Origin of the sequence: Citrobacter sp. wls718 (assembly GCF_005280945.1) — a bacterium.
In the GTDB taxonomy this organism is placed as follows: Bacteria; Pseudomonadota; Gammaproteobacteria; order Enterobacterales; family Enterobacteriaceae; genus Citrobacter; species Citrobacter gillenii.
Map to the genome: position 1 here is coordinate 126,976 of NZ_SZWV01000038.1, position 20,037 is coordinate 147,012.

At 51.9% G+C, this 20,037-nt stretch carries 17 protein-coding genes; 13 read left to right on the forward strand and 4 right to left on the reverse strand.

Going from position 1 to position 20,037, the window contains the following annotated elements:
• Positions 1-1,707, reverse strand: a 1,707-nt coding sequence (gene dld, locus FDW95_RS08030) for a D-lactate dehydrogenase (RefSeq protein WP_137363470.1), incomplete at its 3' end; no start/stop codon positions are given.
• A 232-nt stretch (positions 1,708-1,939) separates the two neighbouring features.
• Here dld and bglX point away from each other — a divergent pair.
• From bglX to FDW95_RS08055, 5 genes are all read left to right on the forward strand, one after another.
• Positions 1,940-4,237 (forward strand): beta-glucosidase BglX, encoded by a 2,298-nt coding sequence (gene bglX, locus FDW95_RS08035; protein ID WP_115258041.1) that lies wholly within the window; start codon positions 1,940-1,942, stop codon positions 4,235-4,237.
• 229 nt (positions 4,238-4,466) lie between these two features.
• The gene (locus FDW95_RS08040) at positions 4,467-5,384 is read left to right on the forward strand and encodes an ABC transporter substrate-binding protein (protein ID WP_115258042.1); all 918 of its coding nucleotides are present in this window, start codon (positions 4,467-4,469) and stop codon (positions 5,382-5,384) included.
• 33 nt (positions 5,385-5,417) lie between these two features.
• On the forward strand, positions 5,418-6,566 hold the full coding sequence (locus tag FDW95_RS08045) for an ABC transporter permease (protein WP_115258043.1): 1,149 nt from the start codon (positions 5,418-5,420) through the stop codon (positions 6,564-6,566).
• Complete coding sequence (locus FDW95_RS08050; protein WP_115258044.1) at positions 6,559-7,506, forward strand: ABC transporter ATP-binding protein; 948 nt, start codon at positions 6,559-6,561, stop codon at positions 7,504-7,506. The genes FDW95_RS08045 and FDW95_RS08050 overlap by 8 nt, the downstream gene beginning before the upstream one ends.
• On the forward strand, positions 7,490-8,221 hold the full coding sequence (locus FDW95_RS08055) for an ABC transporter permease (RefSeq protein ID WP_115258045.1): 732 nt from the start codon (positions 7,490-7,492) through the stop codon (positions 8,219-8,221). Before FDW95_RS08050 ends, FDW95_RS08055 begins: the two co-directional genes overlap by 17 nt.
• On the opposite strand, the gene FDW95_RS08060 is transcribed toward FDW95_RS08055, so the two are convergent.
• Positions 8,202-8,309, reverse strand: a complete 108-nt coding sequence (locus FDW95_RS08060; protein WP_003027354.1) for a protein YohO — start codon at positions 8,307-8,309, stop codon at positions 8,202-8,204. The genes FDW95_RS08055 and FDW95_RS08060 overlap by 20 nt on opposite strands.
• 52 nt (positions 8,310-8,361) lie before the next feature.
• Entirely contained in the window at positions 8,362-9,093 is a 732-nt protein-coding gene (gene mlrA, locus FDW95_RS08065; RefSeq protein ID WP_115258046.1) for an HTH-type transcriptional regulator MlrA, read from the reverse strand.
• Between the two features lie 226 nt (positions 9,094-9,319).
• On the opposite strand from mlrA, the gene FDW95_RS08070 reads away from it, so the two are divergent.
• The 3 genes from FDW95_RS08070 to FDW95_RS08080 are packed head-to-tail and all read left to right on the forward strand — an operon-like array spanning position 9,320 to position 12,238.
• Entirely contained in the window at positions 9,320-11,005 is a 1,686-nt protein-coding gene (locus tag FDW95_RS08070) for a sensor histidine kinase (protein WP_096756509.1), read from the forward strand.
• Positions 11,002-11,721 (forward strand): two-component system response regulator BtsR, encoded by a 720-nt coding sequence (gene btsR, locus FDW95_RS08075; RefSeq protein WP_115258047.1) that lies wholly within the window; start codon positions 11,002-11,004, stop codon positions 11,719-11,721. The genes FDW95_RS08070 and btsR overlap by 4 nt, the downstream gene beginning before the upstream one ends.
• Positions 11,722-11,767: 46 nt before the next feature.
• Complete coding sequence (locus FDW95_RS08080) at positions 11,768-12,238, forward strand: DUF1456 family protein (protein WP_115259919.1); 471 nt, start codon at positions 11,768-11,770, stop codon at positions 12,236-12,238.
• 75 nt (positions 12,239-12,313) lie between these two features.
• On the opposite strand, the gene metG is transcribed toward FDW95_RS08080, so the two are convergent.
• On the reverse strand, positions 12,314-14,347 hold the full coding sequence (metG, locus tag FDW95_RS08085) for a methionine--tRNA ligase (protein ID WP_115258048.1): 2,034 nt from the start codon (positions 14,345-14,347) through the stop codon (positions 12,314-12,316).
• Between the two features lie 163 nt (positions 14,348-14,510).
• Here metG and apbC point away from each other — a divergent pair, with 163 nt between their 5' ends.
• From apbC to FDW95_RS08110, 5 genes are all read left to right on the forward strand, one after another.
• Positions 14,511-15,620 (forward strand): iron-sulfur cluster carrier protein ApbC, encoded by a 1,110-nt coding sequence (apbC, locus tag FDW95_RS08090; RefSeq protein ID WP_137363466.1) that lies wholly within the window; start codon positions 14,511-14,513, stop codon positions 15,618-15,620.
• A 264-nt stretch (positions 15,621-15,884) separates the two neighbouring features.
• Entirely contained in the window at positions 15,885-16,166 is a 282-nt protein-coding gene (locus tag FDW95_RS08095) for a DUF2574 family protein (protein WP_115259920.1), read from the forward strand.
• 278 nt (positions 16,167-16,444) lie between these two features.
• Complete coding sequence (locus FDW95_RS08100) at positions 16,445-16,987, forward strand: fimbrial protein (protein WP_115258050.1); 543 nt, start codon at positions 16,445-16,447, stop codon at positions 16,985-16,987.
• A gap of 114 nt (positions 16,988-17,101) precedes the next feature.
• On the forward strand, positions 17,102-17,785 hold the full coding sequence (locus tag FDW95_RS08105; protein WP_115258051.1) for a fimbria/pilus periplasmic chaperone: 684 nt from the start codon (positions 17,102-17,104) through the stop codon (positions 17,783-17,785).
• A 12-nt stretch (positions 17,786-17,797) separates the two neighbouring features.
• On the forward strand, positions 17,798-20,037 hold a 2,240-nt coding region (locus FDW95_RS08110), incomplete at its 3' end, for a fimbrial biogenesis outer membrane usher protein (RefSeq protein WP_137363467.1).

Sequence of the window (20,037 nt, forward strand, 5' to 3'; positions counted from 1 at the left end):
TTCTTTCCAAAACTTCTGTTTACTGGTTTTACCGATCCCTGGGTTCATGCTGTTGGTCGGATCGTTGGCGCGATAAAAACGCGTCAAGGTTTCCGGCGCTTTGTACAGGTGTCCCACATTGTGCTCTGCCGGGTACTGCGCCCCGCGAGCCTGCAACAGTTCCAGCATTTGCTCTTTTAGCGCATGCGCATCCACACCTTTCTTCACAATGTAATCCTGATGGAAGACATAGCACATAAAGTGTCCGTAATAGAGCTTATGCACCAGCTTACTGTCGATCTCGGGCGGCAGATGCTCATACCATTCCGTGTCGTTACGGCGCAACGCAATATCCAGCGCCAGAATATCTTCGACCTCATCGGCATGGACGGCCTGATAGCGAATCGCCGCTCCGGCTGCAGCAAAGCGGTGTAAAAAGGCTTTACTGCCTTCTTCCGGCGTACAGGCAAAGAAATCGCCCTCGGCCGTTTTGAAAAACTCGGTCAACCAGCTTTGTGCTTCGGCCACGCCGCCACCGGCCATTTTTAACAGCAGGTGGTGTTCGTATTTATCGCGCCAGCTTTTCATCCGCGCCGGTAAATGGCTGGGGAATAAATGGCCAAATTTCTGCATGGCACGGTCGGTAAAGTGCGGGCGGAAAATTTTCACTTTTTCCAGCATCGCGTCGGTGCGACCTTTCAGGGTAAAGAAGAACGGCATTTTGTCGGTGCCGAGCTTGTCTATCATCAGAAACGTATCTTTGCCGTACTGCTCGGCGATATCGTAGATATCACGGTGCATGTACTCGCCGGCGACCGGCAGGTGTTCGAACTTTGCCAGAATATGACGGCGGATCTCCGTCAGCACCTCTGGCTGATTGGTACCGATATAAAACACCTGCTGATTTTTCTCGGCTTCAAAGGTGTCGAGGCGCACCGCAAACACCGCCAGTTTTCCCGCGCAGCCGGAAGATTCAAACAGCCGGTCCGGGTCGGCGTTATAGCGTGCGGGGGTATCGGCTTCGATATCTCTGACGCGGGTAACGTAATCGTGATCGTGCGCGTGACGCCCGTCGTGATGCACATCGTTATCTTTAATGCGTTCGTCATCAAGTTTGCTGAGGATCTGCTCCGGCGTCTGGCCAAGTTCGATACCCAGATGGTTGACCAGCTGTAATTTGCCCTGTTCGTCAATTCGCGCAAACAGCGACATCTCGGTATATGCCGGGCCTCGCTGTACCAACGAGCCGCCGGAGTTGTTGCAAATCCCACCAATCACCGATGCGCCAATGCATGAAGAGCCAATCACCGAATGCGGTTCGCGACCAAATGGCTTGAGTGCTTTTTCCAGCGAATAGAGCGTGGTGCCGGGATACGCCAGAACCTGTTCGCCTTTGCCGATGACGTGCAGTTTGTCGAGGCGCAGGGTGCTGATAATAACAATCTCACGATCGTAGTCATTGCCGCTGGGCGTAGAGCCTTCGGTTAGTCCGGTGTTGGCAGCCTGCATCAGGATAATTTTGTCGGCGACGACGCAGGCGTTCAGCACACGCCACAGTTCCAGCAATGAGCCAGGAAAGACAACGGCTAACGCCTCGCCCTGACCTGAGCGGAAGCCCTTGCGATAGCGGGCCGTTTTAGACGGTTCGGTAAGCAGGTGCGAATGACCCACCAGACGGGCCAGTTCGTTAAGCAACGCTTTATTATCGGTTGTTGTAATGGAAGACATTCTCCACTCCTTGTGGTGGGCAAAAATATCAGAAACAAGCATAGCGCTCTGTATGACAATACGCTTTCTCATTCAGGTTGTCTCTGAATTGGCTGTGCTTCATTCATCCCGGATTTCAAAATTAGGAGAATAACCTTAGCTTTCTTTATCTCTCCCGTTTAGGCTTACGGCAAACTGCGGTTTTTGTTATATTTTCGCTGCCTCGTCGGGAAAAAATAAAGAGAGAATCAACATGAAATGGCTTTGTTCTGTAGGTATCGCGGTGAGCCTGGCGTTTCAGCCAGCGCTGGCGGACTCCTTGTTTGGTAACCATCCTCTGACCCCTGAAGCACGGGATGCATTTGTTACCGATTTACTCAAACAGATGACCGTCGATGAGAAGATCGGCCAACTACGTTTGATAAGCGTCGGGCCGGATAACCCGAAAGAAGCCATCCGTGAGATGATCAAAGACGGGCAGGTTGGGGCGATTTTTAACACCGTTACCCGCGAGGATATCCGTAAAATGCAGGATCAGGTGATGGAACTCAGCCGCCTGAAAATCCCTCTCTTTTTCGCCTATGACGTACTGCACGGTCAGCGCACCGTGTTCCCGATAAGCCTCGGTTTGGCGTCATCGTTTAATCTGGATGCGGTCAGAACGGTGGGGCGCGTTTCTGCCTATGAAGCCGCAGACGATGGCCTGAATATGACCTGGGCGCCAATGGTTGATGTCTCGCGTGATCCGCGCTGGGGACGTGCCTCAGAAGGTTTCGGGGAAGATACTTATTTGACCGCCACGATGGGCAAAACCATGGTCGAAGCGATGCAGGGTAAAAGCCCGGCCGATCGCTATTCGGTGATGACCAGCGTCAAACACTTCGCCGCCTATGGCGCGGTAGAAGGCGGAAAAGAGTACAACACCGTGGATATGAGTCCGCAGCGGTTGTTTAACGACTATATGCCACCGTACAAAGCCGGGTTAGACGCCGGGAGCGGGGCGGTGATGGTGGGTCTTAACTCGCTGAACGGCACCCCTGCGACTTCTGACGCCTGGCTGTTGAAAGATGTGCTGCGCGATGAGTGGGGCTTTAAAGGGATTACCGTTTCCGATCACGGCGCGATTAAAGAGTTGATCAAACATGGTACCGCCTCCGATCCGGAAGACGCGGTGCGCGTGGCGATCAAGTCCGGCATTAACATGAGCATGAGCGATGAGTATTACAGTAAGTATCTACCGGGCCTGATTAAGTCAGGTAAGGTGACGATGGCTGAACTGGACGATGCCGCGCGTCATGTGCTGAACGTCAAATATGATATGGGGCTGTTTAACGATCCGTACAGCCATCTGGGGGCCAAAGAGACTGACCCGCAGGACACCAACGCGGAAAGCCGTTTACACCGTAAAGACGCGCGTGACGTTGCCCGCGAAAGTCTGGTACTGCTGAAAAACCGCCTGGAAACGTTACCGCTGAAGAAATCGGGGACTGTGGCAGTCGTGGGACCACTGGCGGACAGCAAGCGTGATGTGATGGGCAGTTGGTCGGCAGCAGGCGTTGCCGAACAGTCAGTGACGGTTCTGACGGGCATTAAAAATGCGCTCGGAGATAAGGGCAAAGTGGTGTACGCCAAAGGGGCGAATATCACTAACGATAAAGGCATTGTCGACTTCCTCAATCTGTATGAAGAGGCGGTGAAAGTCGACCCACGCTCGCCGCAGGCCATGATTGATGAAGCGGTCAAGGCCGCGCAGCAGTCTGATGTGGTGGTCGCTGTGGTCGGTGAAGCGCAAGGTATGGCGCATGAAGCCTCCAGCCGGACCGATATCACGATTCCGCAAAGCCAGCGTGACCTGATTACCGCGCTGAAAGCCACCGGCAAGCCGCTGGTGCTGGTGCTGATGAACGGGCGTCCATTGGCGCTGGTGAAAGAAGACCAGCAGGCCGACGCGATTCTGGAAACCTGGTTTGCCGGGACGGAAGGCGGCAACGCCATTGCCGATGTCCTGTTTGGCGATTACAACCCGTCAGGTAAACTGCCGATGTCTTTCCCGCGCTCTGTCGGGCAGATCCCGGTCTATTACAGCCACCTGAATACTGGTCGTCCGTATAACGCCGATAAGCCGAACAAATACACCTCACGCTACTTTGACGAAGCCAACGGCCCGCTGTATCCCTTTGGCTATGGTCTGAGCTACACCACCTTTACCGTTTCTGATGTGAAGCTTTCTGCACCAACGATGAAGCGTGATGGAACGGTCACCGCCAGCGTGCAGGTCACCAACACCGGCAAACGCGAAGGAGCGACGGTGATTCAGATGTATTTACAGGATGTGACCGCTTCCGTGAGTCGTCCTGTCAAACAGCTGAAAGGATTTGAGAAGGTGAATCTCAAACCGGGCGAGACGCAAACGGTCAGCTTCCCGATTGATATTGAGGCGCTGAAATACTGGAACCAGCGTATGCAATACGATGTGGAGCCGGGCAAATTCAACGTCTTTATCGGCGTAGATTCTGCCAGAGTGAAGCAGGGCGAGTTTGAACTGCTGTAATGATCAGGTGAATTTGCGTCAGACCTGATGGCTCCACACGTGTCAGGTCCATCGATTCATCCACACCGGCAAAGCCCCTGAGGTTTTGCCGGTCTTTTTATATTTATCACCGAGTTACTGCTAATCCTTCCCTCCGTTACCCCTCAATTGCCAGGTTAAGGTCAGATTTTTCGACTATGCTTTTCCCTCTATGTCCTGAAAAGGACAGTCAAAGGATGAGGAGAGCAGCATGATAATCTCAAAGGTCTGGGCGGGCTCGCTGGCGCTGTTTGCCGCGATGAGCTTACCCCTGCAGGCCGCATCACCCGTCACGGTGGGATCAAAAATTGATACGGAAGGGGCGCTGCTCGGCAATATGATTTTGCAGGTGCTTGAAAGCCACGGCGTGAAAACCGTCAATAAAGTCCAGTTGGGAACCACACCAGTGGTGCGCGGGGCCATCACCTCCGGCGAACTGGATATTTACCCGGAATATACCGGAAACGGGGCTTTCTTCTTTAAAGATGAAAATGACCCGGCATGGAAAAATGCGCAGGCCGGTTATGAAAAAGTCAAAAAACTGGATGCGGAACAGAACAAACTGGTCTGGCTAACGCCTGCGCCCGCCAATAACACCTGGACCATTGCCCTCCGTCAGGATGTTGCCGAAAAGAATAAGCTCGTTTCGCTGGCTGACCTGGGACGCTACCTGAAAGACGGCGGCACGTTCAAACTGGCCGCCTCGGCAGAGTTTATCGAACGTGCGGATGCGTTGCCTGCGTTTGAAAAAGCTTATGGCTTTACGCTCAATCAAAATCAGCTTTTATCGCTGGCAGGGGGAGACACGGCGGTGACCATTAAAGCCGCTGCGCAGCAAACCTCAGGCGTCAATGCCGCGATGGCCTACGGGACCGACGGCCCTGTTGCGGCGCTGGGACTGCAAACGCTCAGCGATCCAAAAGGTGTCCAGCCGATCTATGCTCCTGCGCCAGTGGTGCGTGAATCAGTACTGCAGGCCTACCCACAAATGGCGGAATGGCTGCAGCCGGTCTTTGCCAGTCTCGATGAAAAAACGCTACAACAGCTTAATGCCAGTATCGCCGTTGAAGGGCTGGATGCGAAAAAAGTCGCAGCAGATTACCTGAAGCAAAAAGGATGGGTGAAGTAACGGAGTTTGCATCAGGTGAGTGTTGTATCAACGATGTCTGTTAATCGAGTGCTGTTGCTGCTGGTATTTCTGCTAATGGCGGCAGCTGCGCTGCCTTTCATCAGTTATGCCCCCAATCGTCTGGTCTCTGGCGAAGGTCGACAACTCTGGGAACTCTGGCCCGGTTTTGCGTGGGGGCTGGCGGCGATGTTTCTGCTACTGGTGGCGCTGTGTTTTATCCCCGGTCGCGCCGGCAACGTGTTAACCCTGATCGTAGTGCAACTGCTGCTGATAGCGGCGTTGATTGCCGCCGGTAAAACGGCAAGCGGGCTGGCGCAGACGGGAAGTCCGCTGGCGAGAACCAGTCTGGGTAGCGGATTCTGGCTTGGGCTGGGACTGATGCTGCTGGCGCTCAGCGACGCGATTCGTCGTCTCACCGCGAGGCCACTGTGGCGTTGGTTACTGCATATGCACATTGCCATCGTCCCCGTTGCGCTGCTGCTGACCGGGATGTTCAACGACCTTTCGCTGCTCAAAGAGTATGCCAATCGTCAGGATGTCTTCGACGATGCGCTGGCGCAACATCTGACTATCCTGCTCGGAACCGTGCTGCCAGCGCTGGTGATTGGCATCCCGTTGGGCATCTGGTGCGCCTTCTCTACGTCGCGCCAGGGGCCGGTATTTGCCGTACTGAATATTATTCAGACCATTCCTTCCGTGGCGCTGTTTGGCCTGCTGATTGCCCCGCTTGCCGGGCTGGTTCAGCATTTTCCCTGGTTACGTGCATTGGGCATTGCCGGAACCGGGTTGGCCCCTGCGCTGATTGCGCTGGTGCTGTACGCGCTACTGCCGCTGGTGCGCGGCGTGGTGGCGGGGCTGAACCAGGTTCCTCTCGATGTGCTGGAAAGCGCCCGGGCAATGGGAATGAACTCACGTCAGCGCTTTTGTTTGGTACAACTCCCGCTGGCGTTACCGGTCTTCTTGCGCAGTTTACGTGTCGTGATGGTGCAGACGGTGGGGATGGCCGTTATTGCCGCACTGATTGGCGCGGGGGGATTTGGCGCATTGGTTTTTCAGGGATTGCTCAGCAGTGCCGTCGATTTAGTGCTACTGGGTGTCGTCCCGGTGGTGGTGCTGGCGGTGCTGATCGATGCCCTGTTTGATTTAGGTTTAGCTCTGCTGAAGGTGACCGTTGATGATTGAATTTAGCCATGTCTGTAAAACCTTTGGCCAACAACACGCGGTCAACGATCTCAATCTGCATTTTCGCGAAGGCAGCTTTTCCGTCTTGATTGGTACGTCGGGGTCGGGGAAGTCCACCACGCTCAAAATGATTAACCGTCTGGTGGAGCATGATAGCGGGACGATTCGCTTTGCTGGCGATGAGATCCGCAGCCTGCCGGTGCTGGAATTAAGACGACGGATGGGATACGCCATTCAGTCTATTGGACTGTTTCCGCACTGGACCGTTGCACAGAACATTGCCACCGTATTGCAGCTGCAGAAATGGTCGCGTTCACGTATTGATGACCGAACAGATGAACTGATGGCGTTGCTGGGGTTGGAAGAGGGGTTGCGTCATCGTTATCCTCATCAGCTCTCCGGTGGGCAACAACAGCGGGTGGGAGTGGCGCGTGCGCTGGCCGCCGATCCCCAGGTGCTGCTGATGGATGAACCTTTTGGTGCGCTGGATCCGGTAACGCGCAGCGCCTTGCAGCAGGAGATGACCCGCATTCACCGGTTGTTGGGACGCACCATTGTGCTGGTTACCCATGATATTGACGAAGCGCTGAGGCTGGCGGAACACCTGGTGCTGATGGACGCAGGTCAGGTGGTGCAACAAGGCACGCCGCTATCGATGCTCACAGCACCGGCTAACGACTTCGTACACACCTTTTTTGGCCGCAGCGAACTGGGTGTTCGGCTGCTGGCGCTGCGCACTGTCGGTGATTTTACCCGCCGCCATGAGCAGCTCAGCGGCGAGCCGCTGGTAGACGAGATGACACTGCGCGATGCGCTCTCTATTTTTGTGGCGCGGGGGTGCGACGTTCTGCCGGTGGTTGACGCAAAGGGCGGAGCCTGCGGGACGCTCCATTTTCAGGATTTACTCTCACCGAGGCCGCACCGTGAAACGTCTGACTGATCCGCTGTTATGGCTGGTTATCTGTTTTCTGCTGCTGCTGGCAGGGTTGCCTCATAGCCAGGTGCTGTTTAGCGCGCTGTTCCCGCTGCTGCCGCGACCGGTTTATCAGCAGGAGAGTTTTCTGGCGCTGGCGTTGGCCCATTTTAGCCTGGTGGGGATCTCGAGCCTGGTGGCGGTGATCATTGGCATGGGGGCGGGGATCGTGGTCACGCGTTCATGGGGAACTGAATTCAGACCGCTGGTGGAAACCATTGCCGCCGTGGGGCAAACTTTTCCGCCGGTCGCCGTGCTGGCCATCGCTGTTCCGGTGATGGGGTTTGGTCCACAGCCAGCCATTATCGCGCTGATCTTGTACGGCGTGTTACCGATTTTACAGGCGACGCTGGCGGGGCTGGGCGGAATATCAGCCAGCGTGCTGGATGTTGCCAGTGGAATGGGGATGAGCAGCGGTCAACGGTTGCGCAAAGTGGAGCTGCCGCTGGCCGCGCCGGTTATTCTGGCTGGTATTCGCACGTCGGTGATTATTAACATTGGCACCGCCACGATCGCCTCAACCGTGGGGGCAAACACGCTGGGTACGCCGATAATCATCGGGCTGAGCGGATTTAATACTGCCTATGTGATACAGGGGGCGCTGCTGGTCGCGTTGGCGGCCATCATTGTCGATCGCGGGTTTGAGCGAGTCGCGCAACACCTTACCCGGCACGTAAAATAAAGGTATAGCCTGCAAGCATCACACCGCCGATTCCGCCGATGGCCATCAACAGGAAGAGGGTGATCACGCCGATTTTAGCTGCGCTCATGGTGTACTCCTTATGGTATATAAAAGGATTGTACACGTTTGTTAATGGAATATTAAATACCGAGTGGATAAATATCGTGGCCTAGCGCACGCCACTCGGTTAATTGTTGGTGTTGAGCGGCCGTCTGGTTATCGCCGCACCACACCAGAAGTGTCCGGCCTTCAAACAGTTCCGGTCGCAGTTGATTGAGCGAGTGAGCCAGTACGTCAACCCGCCATCCTTGCTGGCTGGCGACCCAGCCCTCCAGCCATAACCGGGTGGTATCGTGAATATTCCAGCCGACGACCAGCGCGTCTTTACCTTGTTTCTTACGGGCTGAGGCGAGGCAAATCGCAATGTAGTTAATCAGCACGCCGTCAAGAATGCCGAGCAGTGCCTGAAGAATAGGTTGCTGACATTGCAGGCGTCGCCGCAGCGGAATGAACAGATGGGTGTTCAGCGTCTGGGCGGGATAATCCTGGCCACGTTCTTTGATCCACAATCGCAGACTATGCAAATTATTACTTTGCAAATAGCTCAACAGCGTTTCTTGCTGCTCGCGCCAGCCGTTGTGCACATCAATGCTCTCATTGCTGAGCAACATTTTAACCTTACTGACCTGCACACCGTTGTTTATCCAGCGTTTGATCTCGCGGATCCTGTCGATGTCCGCGTCGTTAAACAAACGATGACCGCCGTCTGTGCGCTGCGGTTTCAGTAATCCATATCGCCGCTGCCACGCACGTAAAGTGACAGGGTTAATATCACAAAGCAAAGCCACTTCACCGATGGTGTAAAGCGCCATTTGTTGTCTCACTCTTGCTCGCGAGGTCCCAGTTTTACTTTAGACGCTCTTTTGCGAACCAGGTAGTTTTGTCTGTTTTTTGCTCACGGAATGGGTGATTTTGTAGTCATACCCACGTTTTTGAGTGACCGTTCTCACAAATTCCTCATTTTTTGCAACAGTTCAAAGAAAGTTACGCGCAGCCCATGTATGTTACGCGCTTTTAAGAAGACTGTGGTTGGCGGGTATGTACGAGTTTAATCTGGTGTTGCTGCTGCTACAGCAGATGTGCGTGTTTCTTGTTATTGCGTGGTTAATGAGCAAAACGCGTTTATTTATCCCGCTGATGCAGGTCACTATCCGGCTGCCGCACAAACTCCTTTGCTACGTCACCTTTTCCATCTTTTGCATTCTGGGTACCTACCTGGGGCTGCATATTGAAGACTCCATTGCCAACACCCGTGCGATTGGCGCGGTGATGGGCGGCTTGCTTGGCGGCCCGGTAGTTGGGGGGCTGGTCGGGCTGACTGGCGGCCTGCATCGTTATTCGATGGGCGGAATGACCGCGCTGAGCTGCATGATCTCGACCATTGTTGAAGGACTGCTCGGCGGGCTGGTACACAGCGTACTGACCCGTCGCGGTCGCACTGATAAAGTCTTTAGCCCGCTGACGGCGGGCGCGATCACCTTTTTTGCCGAACTGGTGCAGATGCTGATCATTTTATTGATTGCGCGTCCCTTTGATAATGCGCTGCATCTGGTGAGCAATATTGCCGCGCCGATGATGGTCACCAATACCGTGGGTGCGGCCTTATTTATGCGTATTTTGCTCGACAAACGGGCCATGTTCGAAAAATACACCTCGGCGTTTTCAGCCACTGCGCTAAAAGTTGCCGCCTCAACGGAAGGCATATTGCGCCAGGGGTTTAACGAGGTTAACAGCATGAAGGTGGCCCAGGTACTGTATGAGGAGCTGGACATTGGTGCAGTGGCGATAACCGATCGCGATAAGCTGCTGGCCTTTACCGGAATTGGTGATGACCATCATCTGCCAGGCAGGCCGATTTCATCCTCTTATACTCAAAAAGCGATTGATACCGGCGAAGTGGTGTATGCCGACGGCAACGAGGTACCTTACCGCTGCTCACTGCATCCGCACTGCAAATTAGGCTCGACGCTGGTGATCCCTTTGCGTGGTGAAAACCAGCGGGTGATGGGGACCATCAAACTGTATGAAGCCAAAAACCGCTTATTTAGTTCGATCAACCGCACGCTTGGCGAAGGGATTGCGCAGTTGCTGTCAGCGCAGATCCTTGCCGGGCAATATGAACGGCAAAAAGCGATGCTCACGCAGTCAGAAATTAAGCTTCTGCATGCGCAGGTGAATCCCCATTTTCTGTTTAATGCGCTCAATACCATTAAAGCGGTGATTCGCCGCGACAGCGAGCAGGCCAGTCAGTTGGTGCAATATCTGTCGACCTTCTTTCGCAAAAACCTCAAACGGCCGTCAGAAATTGTGACGCTGGCAGATGAAATTGAACACGTTAACGCCTATCTGCAAATTGAAAAGGCGCGCTTTCAGTCGCGCCTGCAGGTCACTTTAACGGTACCGGATGAACTTTCGCATCAGCAATTGCCAGCATTTACGTTGCAGCCCATTGTCGAGAATGCGATTAAGCACGGCACCTCTCAGCTACTTGATACCGGTGAGGTCTCCATTACCGCCCGGCGAGAAGGGCAGTATCTGATGCTGGATATCGAAGATAATGCCGGCCTGTATCTGCCGACAACCGAGGCCAGCGGGCTGGGGATGAATCTGGTGGATAAGCGACTACGTGAACGGTTTGGCGATGATTTTGGCATCAGCGTAGTGTGTGAACCTGACCTCTTTACCCGAATCACTTTACGACTTCCCCTGGAGGAACTGGCATGATCAAAGTGTTGATTGTGGATGACGAACCGTTAGCGCGGGAAAATCTGCGGATCCTGTTGCAGGAGCAAAGCGACATTGAGATTGTGGGGGAATGTTCGAATGCCGTTGAGGCCATCGGCGCGGTGCATAAATTGCGCCCTGATGTGCTGTTTCTCGATATCCAGATGCCACGTATTAGCGGTCTGGAAATGGTGGGCATGCTCGATCCTGAACACCGTCCGTATATTGTTTTTCTCACCGCATTTGATGAGTATGCGGTGAAAGCCTTTGAAGAGCATGCCTTTGATTATTTGCTCAAGCCGATTGAAGAAACCCGGCTGGAGAAAACGCTGATCCGTTTACGCCAGGAGCGCACGAAGCAGGATGTGTCGGTGCTGCCGGAAAACCAGCAGGCGCTAAAATTTATTCCGTGTTCCGGTCACAGCCGCATTTATCTGCTGCAAATGGACGATGTTGCGTTTGTCAGCAGCCGCATGAGCGGCGTTTTTGTCACCAGCAGCGACGGCAAAGAAGGCTTTACCGAACTTACGCTGAGAACGCTGGAGAGCCGCACGCCGCTGTTGCGCTGCCATCGACAATATCTGGTGAACATGGCGCAGCTGCAGGAGATTCGCCTGGAAGATAACGGCCAGGCCGAGTTGATTTTACGTAACGGCCTGACCGTGCCGGTGAGCCGCCGTTATCTTAAAAGCCTAAAAGAGGCGATTGGTCTGTAAAACTGGTACACTGCGCGCCATTGCATCACCGACAGTTGAAGGCTCTATGCTAAGTAACGACATTCTTCGTAGCCTGCGCTACACCCTGAAAGCGAACAATAACGACATGGTGCGGATCCTTGCGCTTGCTGACATGGAATCCACCGCCGCAGGTTTCGACACCTGGATGACGAAAGAAGATGAAGACGGGTTTATTCGTTGCCCGGACATCATTCTCTCCGGTTTTTTAAACGGCCTGATCTACCATCTGCGCGGTAAAGATGATTCGGCGCCGGAACTGGCGCTTGAGCGTCGGGTGAACAACAATACGGTGCTGAAAAAGCTGCGTATCGCCTTTTCACTGAAAACCGATGATATTCTGGCCATTATGACCGAGCAGAAATTCCGCGTGTCGATGCCGGAAATTACCGCCATGATGCGTGCGCCGGAACATAAAAACTACCGCGAGTGTGGAGACCAGTTTTTACGTTATTTCCTGCGTGGTTTGACTCACCGGGTACATCACACGAAAGCGTGATTTAATACCCGCAGGTCCGTGCATGCGTAGCGCTAACGGGCAAAAAAAGCCGGATAATAATCCGGCTTTTTTTGTTTATTTCACCTGTTGGCCAGGTTTGGCGCCTTCGTCAGGGCTTAACAGGAAGATGTCTTTCCCGCCAGGGCCGGCGGCCATCACCATGCCTTCAGAAATGCCGAAGCGCATTTTACGCGGTGCCAGGTTAGCCACCATAATGGTCTGACGACCAATCAGCACCTGCGGGTCCGGATAGGCTGAACGGATGCCGGAGAAGACATTACGCTTTTCACCGCCCAGATCCAGGGTCAGGCGCAGCAGTTTGTCGGAGCCGTCAACGAACTCGGCGTTTTCGATCAATGCCACGCGCAGGTCAACTTTGGCAAAATCGTCAAAGGTGATGGTTTCCTGAATCGGGTCGTCCGCCAGCGGGCCGGTAACCGGTGCGGCAGCCGCTTTCACTTCTTCTTTTGATGCTTCAACCAGGGCTTCAACCTGTTTCATGTCGATGCGGTTGTACAGCGCTTTGAAGGTGTTGACCTTGTGGCCGAGCAGCGGCTGCTGGATGGCATCCCAGGTCAGTTCGCTGTTCAGGAATGCTTCGACACGCTCGCTCAACGTTGGCAGAACCGGTTTCAGGTAGGTCATCAGGACGCGGAACAGGTTAATACCCATGGAGCAAATCGCCTGCAGATCGGCGTCACGGCCTTCTTGTTTGGCGACAACCCACGGAGCCTGTTCGTCAACGTAGCGGTTAGCCACGTCGGCCAGCGCCATAATTTCACGAATGGCTTTACCGAACTCGCGGCTTTCCCACGCTTCGCCAATCACTGTAGCGGCGTCGGTAAAGGTCTTGTACAGTGCCGGATCGGCCAGTTCAGCTGCCAGTACGCCGTCAAAACGCTTACTGATAAAGCCCGCGTTACGGGACGCCAGGTTGACCACTTTGTTGACGATGTCGGCGTTAACGCGCTGAACAAAATCTTCGAGGTTTAGGTCGATGTCATCGATACGTGAAGAAAGCTTCGCCGTGTAGTAATAGCGTAGGCTGTCGGCATCAAAGTGCTTCAGCCAGGTGCTGGCTTTAATGAAGGTTCCGCGAGACTTTGACATCTTCGCGCCGTTCACCGTCACATAACCATGGACGAACAGGTTAGTCGGTTTACGGAAGTTACTGCCTTCCAACATGGCAGGCCAGAACAGGCTGTGGAAATAAACGATATCTTTACCGATGAAGTGATACAGCTCGGCGTCAGAATCTTTTTTCCAGTATTCATCAAAGCTTGTGGTATCGCCGCGCTTGTCACACAGGTTTTTGAACGAGCCCATATAGCCAATCGGCGCATCCAGCCAGACATAGAAGTATTTGCCTGGCGCATTCGGGATTTCAAAACCGAAGTACGGTGAGTCGCGGGAAATGTCCCACTGCTGCAGGCCGGATTCAAACCACTCCTGCATTTTGTTCGCAACTTGTTCCTGCAACGCGCCGCTGCGCGTCCATGCCTGCAGCATTTCGCTGAATGACGGCAGGTCAAAGAAGAAGTGTTCGGAGTCACGCATGACCGGCGTCGCGCCAGACACCACGGACTTCGGCTCGATAAGTTCGGTTGGGCTGTAGGTCGCGCCGCACACTTCGCAGTTATCGCCGTACTGATCCGCAGCCTTACATTTCGGGCAAGTGCCTTTAACGAAACGGTCCGGCAGGAACATGCCTTTTTCCGGGTCGTACAGCTGGGAGATCGTGCGGTTTTTAATAAAACCGTTTTCTTTCAGGCGCGTGTAAATAAGCTCGGACAGCTCCCGGTTCTCATCGCTGTGCGTGGAGTGGTAGTTGTCGTAGCTGATATCAAACCCTGCAAAATCAGTCTGATGCTCCTGACTCATTTCACCGATCATCTGCTCTGGTGTAATGCCAAGCTGCTGAGCCTTCAGCATGATTGGCGTACCGTGTGCGTCGTCCGCGCAGATGAAGTTTACCTGGTGGCCGCGCATTCGCTGGTAACGGACCCAGACATCAGCCTGGATGTGCTCCAGCATATGGCCGAGGTGGATGGAGCCGTTGGCGTACGGCAGCGCGCACGTTACCAGAATTTTCTTCGCGACTTGAGTCATAGTGGGCAATTACTTCTTTTGTAGTGAAAAGGGCTTTGATAGTACCAAAATGGTAATTACTGCGCCAAGTGATAAGGGCATTTATCCGTAAATGAATAATTGTCGCGGTTGGAGTAAACTAGCTGGTGACAATCGTCTTTCAGAACAACAAAAAGGAGTCGGGATGAACGCACAATCCCAGGTCAAATCACCAGAAACCCTGCGCGCTATGGTCGCCGGGACGCTGGCGAATTTTCAACATTCAACCCTGAAGCATAATCTGACGACGCTAAAAGCGTTGCACCATGTCGCCTGGATGGATGACACGCTGCACGTTGAGCTGGTGATGCCGTTCGTCTGGCACAGCGCGTTTGAAGTATTAAAAGAGCAATGCAGTGCCGATCTACTGCGTATCACCGGCGCGAAAGCCATTGACTGGAAGCTGTCGCACAACATTGCGACGCTGAAACGCGTGAAAAACCAGCCGGGCATCAACGGTGTGAAAAACATCATTGCCGTCAGTTCCGGTAAAGGTGGGGTAGGGAAATCCTCAACCGCCGTTAACCTGGCGCTGGCGCTTGCTGCGGAAGGGGCGAAGGTCGGTATTCTCGATGCCGATATTTATGGCCCGTCTATCCCGACGATGCTCGGTGCAGAAAATCAGCGCCCGACCTCACCGGACGGCACCCATATGGCGCCGATTATGTCTCATGGCCTGGCAACCAACTCCATTGGTTATCTTGTCACCGACGATAACGCCATGGTGTGGCGCGGCCCGATGGCCAGTAAAGCGCTGCTGCAGATGCTGCAAGAAACGTTATGGCCAGATCTCGATTATCTGGTCCTGGATATGCCGCCGGGCACCGGTGACATTCAGCTGACGCTGGCGCAGAACATCCCGGTAACGGGGGCGGTTGTAGTAACCACACCGCAGGACATTGCGCTTATCGATGCCAAAAAAGGCATTGTGATGTTCGAAAAGGTGGAAGTGCCGGTTCTGGGTATCGTCGAGAACATGAGTATGCATATCTGCAGCAACTGTGGTCATCATGAGCCAATCTTTGGCACCGGTGGCGCGCAGAAGCTGGCGGAGCAATATCGTACTCAACTGCTGGGACAAATGCCTCTGCACATTTCACTGCGTGAAGATCTCGATCGCGGTACGCCAACGGTTATCAGCCGCCCAGACAGCGAATTCACGGCGATTTACCGTGACCTGGCAGGACGTATCGCCGCACAGCCGTATTGGCAGGGCGAAGTTATTCCGGGCGAAATTGCCTTCCGCGCGGTGTAATTTATAGTGTTACAGATATTCACCGCATCAATGTATTATTGATGCGGTGAATACTTAGAGTGAAAAAGCTTCGTAATATTGTTTATCCTGCCTGTATAATTCATGTCTTTTTCCGAATAAATCACCTCAATGCATCATTATAATTGATCAAATAAAACCAATTAATCTACAATCTCAATTGGTTTTAGCAAGGAAGTTAACCCATAATTAACCGGACCGACGGCGAATGCGCTGTTTTCCACCCATACAGGAATAATGAATGCAATGAAAATTGGTTTATTGTTGGGACTTATTACTCTGGCTTATGGAATGAGTTCGTCTGCCTTCGCTTCAGATAGCGCCACATTAACCATCAGTGGCAGGGTGACTGAACCGACGTGTAGCGCTGATGTTGTTAACAATAAAGTGCAGCAACGCTGTGGTATCGTAACCTTAACTCCTGACCTCCACGAGGTTGCGTCTCATCCTGTAAGAGGCGTGGTGACCGAGCTTGTGCCCCTGGGAAGGGATGCCACTCGGCAAATAGTGTTAAGCCGTTACGATTAATATACGGAAATTACTATTAAGCACTAATCATGATTATGAATGATTGGTGCTTTTTTATTGCCTTCACGAATAATGTCGAATGATTAATTACGCTAATTTATTAAATGCAAAAATAGTATTCGCTCTTACTTATTTGTTGTAATTATATTGCTGTTTATAACTTGTTTTAAATCAATAAAACAAGGTGTTTACATTGCGGTAACGTTTCTTGTGTGCGAATTTAATTTCAAGAGTTGAACCTCTTAACAAATAGAAATTAATTCATTAAGGAAGATACTATGAAACGTTCAATTATTTCTGCTGCTGTACTGTCTGCTGTATTTATGAGCGCTGGGGCTTTTGCTGCTGATACCGAAACAGGACAGTTGACAATTACAGGGAAAGTAACTGGGGCACCATGCACCTTCGAAACAGGTGGAGACTCTGTAAGTATAAATATGCCTACTGTACCAACCAGCGTTTTTTCAGCATTGTCTATATATTCAACGTATAACGATGCAGTAGGTGTAACCAGTAACGTACTTAAAATTAAGTGCTCTGGAGATTCATCAAAAATTAAACTCTCATTAATCAGTGGAGGTAAAATCCCTGGTAATGACAAAGCAATTAAAAGCGGTAATGACACTGTAGGTTATTATTTATATTTAGGGTCAGAAGCTACAGAACTTGATGTATCCAAACCATTAGATATTTCAAACTATAAAAATGATGCAGGAGATTATTCAATTCCTTTTAGTGCGAAATATTTGAAATTAACCAGCAATGATGTGGTTGCAGGCGATGTCATTTCAAATTTAGTTTTGCGTGTTTCTGAAGATTAGTTTTATGTCGGCGGCGTTGTCGCCGCCAGTTTTTATCCTTTGGTAAGGGTGACGGTTATTATTAAGCAACTACACAGACTGTAGAGAATAAATTTAAGTATAAGAGGCATCAAAATGAAAGGACTCACAGTCATATTCATTGCATCTATAGTTCTGCCAGCGCATGCGGGAATTGTGATCTACGGTACTCGCATTATCTATCCGGCGGAAAAAAATGAAGTATTGGTGCAACTGATGAACCAGGGAGAACGTTCATCGCTGGTACAGTCATGGATTGATGATGGTGATATGTCTTTATCGCCAGAAAAGATCCAGGTCCCTTTTCTGCTGACTCCTCCGGTTGCTAAAGTAGCGGCCAAATCAGGCCAGCAGTTGAAAATTAAAAAAATGCCCAATATGTTGCCCAATAATAAAGAGAGTCTTTTTTACCTCAATGTACTGGATATTCCTCCGAACAATCCTGACAGTGTAGGAAAGAATGTACTCAAGTTCGCGATGCAGAATAGGATTAAACTATTTTATCGACCTAAAGGTATCTCACCAGTTAATAAGCTTACGTTTCAAAAACTGTCTATGAAACGTAGCGCCAGTATTTATTCCATTAAGAATGATGCCGCTAACTGGGTCACGGTGACGGAAGTAAAAGCTAATGATGTAAAAATAAATAACGAAAGCATTATGCTTGCACCACTTTCCAGTGCAGATGTGACATTAAAAAGTGCGAATGCTAATCAGTATGAAATGACCATTATTGACGACCACGGTAATTATATCAGCGATAACGTCAGCCTAAAATAACAGGAGTTGATTATGTTAAGGATGACTCCGATTGCTTCGGCGGTATTACTGTTGCTGCTCGGTATCGACGGCCACGCTGCAGAAGAAACGTTTGACACTAACTTTATGATGGGTGGTATGAAGGGCGAGAAGGTTTCCGATTTCCGCCTCGATGATCACCAACCACTACCAGGCCAATATGATATTGATATCTACGTCAATAAGCAGTGGCGTGGTAAGTATGATATTACCGTTAAGGATAATCCGGATGACACCTGTTTATCTCGCGATACGTTAACACGTCTGGGGATAAATACGCAGGCGTTGGATAAGAAGAATGAATGCCCCACATTAACACAGGCTGTACAAGGTGGGAGCTATGCCTGGAATATTGGTACGTTTCGTCTGGACCTCAGCGTCCCGCAGGCCTATGTGGATGAACTGGAGAATGGCTATGTTCCCCCGGAAAACTGGGATCGCGGAATTAACGCCTTTTATACTTCGTATTACGCCAGCCAGTATTACAGCGACTATAAAGATTCAGGTCACAGTAAAAGCACCTATGCCCGCTTTACCAGTGGATTAAACCTGCTGGGGTGGCAGTTGCATTCTGATGCCAGCTATAACAAAACTGATGACAGCAGCGGGGAGTGGAAAAGTAATACCCTGTATCTGGAACGCGGTATCCCGCAAATTTTGGGCACTCTGCGTGCCGGGGATATGTATACCTCATCGGATATTTTTGATGCGGTGCGCTTTAGTGGCGTACGGTTGTATCGCGATATGCAGATGCTGCCGAACTCAAAACAGAATTTTACGCCGCTGGTTCAGGGGATTGCGCAAAGCAACGCGCTGGTCACCATCGAACAGAACGGCTTTGTCGTTTACCAGAAAGAGGTTCCGCCTGGCCCGTTCTCAATTGCTGATTTGCAGTTGGCTGGTGGCGGTGCAGATCTTGACGTCAGTGTCAAAGAGGCTGACGGATCGGTAACAACCTATCTGGTGCCGTATGCTGCGGTGCCTAATATGTTGCAGCCGGGTGTCTCAAAGTATGACTTTGCGGCAGGGCGTAGCCATATCGAAGGCGCCAGTAACCAGACCGACTTTGCACAGATGAGCTATCAGTACGGGCTGAATAATCTGTTAACGCTGTATGGCGGCACCATGCTGGCGGATAACTACAATGCGTTTACGTTGGGTACCGGCTGGAATACGCGTATCGGCGCGATTTCTGTCGATGCCACACAATCGCACAGCAAGCAGGATAATGGCGATGTGTTTGACGGGCAGAGCTACCAGATCGCCTATAACAAGTATTTGACGCAAACTGCCACCCGTTTTGGCTTAGCAGCGTATCGCTACTCCTCCAAAGACTATCGCACGTTTAACGATCACGTCTGGGCAAATAACAAAAATAGCTACCGTCGTGACGAAAACGATGTGTACGACATTGCGGATTATTATCAGAACGATTTTGGCCGTAAAAACAGCTTTTCGGCGAACGTCAGCCAGTCTCTGCCGCAAGGTTGGGGTTCATTCACGCTCAGTACGCTGTGGCGAGACTACTGGGGGCGTAGCGGTAGCAGCAAAGATTATCAGCTGAGTTATTCCAATAGCTGGCAACGGATTAGCTATACCTTTTCAGCTAGTCAGACTTACAACGAGGATCATCACGAAGATAAGCGTTTTAACGTCTTTATCTCCATTCCGTTTGACTGGGGAGATGACATTAGCACTCCGCGCCGACATCTGTATGTTTCTAACTCGACCACCTTTGATAATGATGGTTTTACGTCTAACAATACCGGACTTTCCGGCACCGCAGGCAGTCGCGATCAGTTTAACTATGGCGTCAACCTCAGCCATCAACGACAGGACAGCGAGACAACGGCGGGCGGTAATCTGACCTGGAATGCGCCGATAGCGACGTTAAACGGCAACTACAGCCAGTCGTCTAGATATACGCAAGCGGGCGGCAGTATTTCGGGTGGCCTTGTGGCCTGGTCGGGAGGGGTGAATTTAGCCAACCGGTTGTCAGAAACCTTCGCCGTGATGCATGCGCCGGGTCTGGAAGGGGCGTATGTAAATGGGCAGAAATACCGTACCACCAACCGTAATGGCGTGGTCGTTTACGATGGCTTGACGCCATATCGTGAAAACCACCTGATGCTGGATGTCTCCAATACCAATAGTGAAACCGACCTGCAAGGCAACCGTCGCAGCGCCGCCCCGTATCGCGGAGCAGTAGTGCTAGGGAAGGTGCGAATAAGCAG

Excerpts from the sequence above, each read along its gene's own strand:
- FDW95_RS08050 (WP_115258044.1), top strand. The coding sequence starts at position 6,559 with ATGATTGAATTTAGCCATGTCTGTAAAACCTTTGGCCAACAACACGCG.
- FDW95_RS08070 (WP_096756509.1), top strand. The coding sequence starts at position 9,320 with ATGTACGAGTTTAATCTGGTGTTGCTGCTGCTACAGCAGATGTGCGTG.
- bglX (WP_115258041.1), top strand. The coding sequence starts at position 1,940 with ATGAAATGGCTTTGTTCTGTAGGTATCGCGGTGAGCCTGGCGTTTCAG.
- btsR (WP_115258047.1), top strand. The coding sequence starts at position 11,002 with ATGATCAAAGTGTTGATTGTGGATGACGAACCGTTAGCGCGGGAAAAT.
- FDW95_RS08095 (WP_115259920.1), top strand. The coding sequence starts at position 15,885 with ATGAAAATTGGTTTATTGTTGGGACTTATTACTCTGGCTTATGGAATG.
- FDW95_RS08045 (WP_115258043.1), top strand. The coding sequence starts at position 5,418 with ATGTCTGTTAATCGAGTGCTGTTGCTGCTGGTATTTCTGCTAATGGCG.
- FDW95_RS08060 (WP_003027354.1), bottom strand. The coding sequence starts at position 8,309 with ATGAGCGCAGCTAAAATCGGCGTGATCACCCTCTTCCTGTTGATGGCC.
- FDW95_RS08040 (WP_115258042.1), top strand. The coding sequence starts at position 4,467 with ATGATAATCTCAAAGGTCTGGGCGGGCTCGCTGGCGCTGTTTGCCGCG.
- mlrA (WP_115258046.1), bottom strand. The coding sequence starts at position 9,093 with ATGGCGCTTTACACCATCGGTGAAGTGGCTTTGCTTTGTGATATTAAC.
- FDW95_RS08100 (WP_115258050.1), top strand. The coding sequence starts at position 16,445 with ATGAAACGTTCAATTATTTCTGCTGCTGTACTGTCTGCTGTATTTATG.
- FDW95_RS08080 (WP_115259919.1), top strand. The coding sequence starts at position 11,768 with ATGCTAAGTAACGACATTCTTCGTAGCCTGCGCTACACCCTGAAAGCG.
- FDW95_RS08105 (WP_115258051.1), top strand. The coding sequence starts at position 17,102 with ATGAAAGGACTCACAGTCATATTCATTGCATCTATAGTTCTGCCAGCG.
- apbC (WP_137363466.1), top strand. The coding sequence starts at position 14,511 with ATGAACGCACAATCCCAGGTCAAATCACCAGAAACCCTGCGCGCTATG.
- metG (WP_115258048.1), bottom strand. The coding sequence starts at position 14,347 with ATGACTCAAGTCGCGAAGAAAATTCTGGTAACGTGCGCGCTGCCGTAC.